1 protein-coding gene is annotated in these 1,294 nt (G+C 72.0%); it reads left to right on the top strand.

The annotated features are described in order from the left end of the window. Positions 1–168 precede the first annotated feature (168 nt). Positions 169–1,212, top strand: a complete 1,044-nt coding sequence (locus G6021_RS14790) for an LLM class F420-dependent oxidoreductase (protein ID WP_182641607.1) — start codon at positions 169–171, stop codon at positions 1,210–1,212. The last annotated feature ends 82 nt before the right edge of the window (positions 1,213–1,294 follow it).

Below are 1,294 nucleotides of genomic sequence, written 5' to 3' on the forward strand. Positions count from 1 at the left end.
AGCACACGGTCCTGGACGTGGCCACCGGCGCGGGTTTCCGGTTCCTGGGGTACGAGCGCGCCGACACCGTGGCGCGGCGCCGGGTCGGTGTGTTCGTCCGAGAGGGCGGCGGGGTGGACGCGGCGACCCGCGGGATCGGCCCCAGGGCGCCCCGGTAGTGTCGCGCCCATGCGCATCGGGATGGCACTGAACTACAGCGGCGGGTTCGCCGAGACGGCGGCGGAGGCCGCGGACCTCGAGCGAGCGGGGCTGGACATCGCCTTCGTCCCCGAGGCGTACTCCTTCGACGCGGTGAGCCAGCTCGGGTTCCTCGCCGCCAAGACCTCGACGATGGAGCTGGCCTCGGGCATCCTGCAGATCTACACCCGCACGCCCACCCTCACCGCCATGACCGCGGCCGGCCTGGACTTCGTCTCCGACGGCCGTTTCACCCTGGGCCTGGGTGCCTCCGGACCGCAGGTGGTGGAGGGTTTCCACGGCGTGAAGTACGACGCCCCGCTGGCCCGCACCCGCGAGATCATCGAGATCTGCCGCCAGGTGTGGCGCCGCGAGAAGGTCGTGCACCACGGTAAGAAGTACCAGATCCCCCTGCCGGCCGACCAGGGCACGGGCCTGGGCAAGCCCCTCAAGCTCATCAACCACCCGGTGCGTGAGCACATCCCGATCGTCCTGGCCGCGCTCGGGCCCAAGAACGTCGAGCTGGCCGCGGAGGTCGCGAACGGCTGGCAGCCCATCTTCTTCCACCCGGAGAAGGCGCACCTCGCGTGGGGCGACGCGCTGGCGAAGGGGCGTGAGAAGCGGGACCCGTCGCTGGGCGAACTCGAGGTCTACGCCGGGCCCGCGCTGGCGATCTGCGAGGAGTCCGAGGTTTCCGGTTACCTGGACTTCGTCCGCCCGCACCTGGCCCTCTACATCGGTGGCATGGGCGCCCGCGGCAAGAACTTCTACAACGAGCTGGCGTGCCGCTACGGCTACGAGGCCGAGGCCGCCCGCATCCAGGACCTCTACCTGGACGGCAAGAAGGACGAGGCCGCCGCCGCGGTGCCCGACGAGCTCGTCCGGTCCGTCTCGCTCATCGGGCCCGCGGGGTACGTGGCCGAGCGGGTGGAGGCGTTCCGGGAGGCCGGCGCCACCACCCTCACGGTGACCCCGATGGCCCTCGACGCGCCCGGCCGGATCCGACTGGTGGAGCAGTTCCGCGATCTCTGCTGAGGTACCGGCCCGGTCGCGCCGGGGGTGAGGGGGTGGGACACCCCGGGCGGCACCGGCAGAGGTCAGGCCGCGCGTTCGCCGG

This window comes from Dietzia sp. CW19, from assembly GCF_014145265.1.
GTDB lineage: Bacteria > Actinomycetota > Actinomycetes > Mycobacteriales > Mycobacteriaceae > Dietzia > Dietzia natronolimnaea.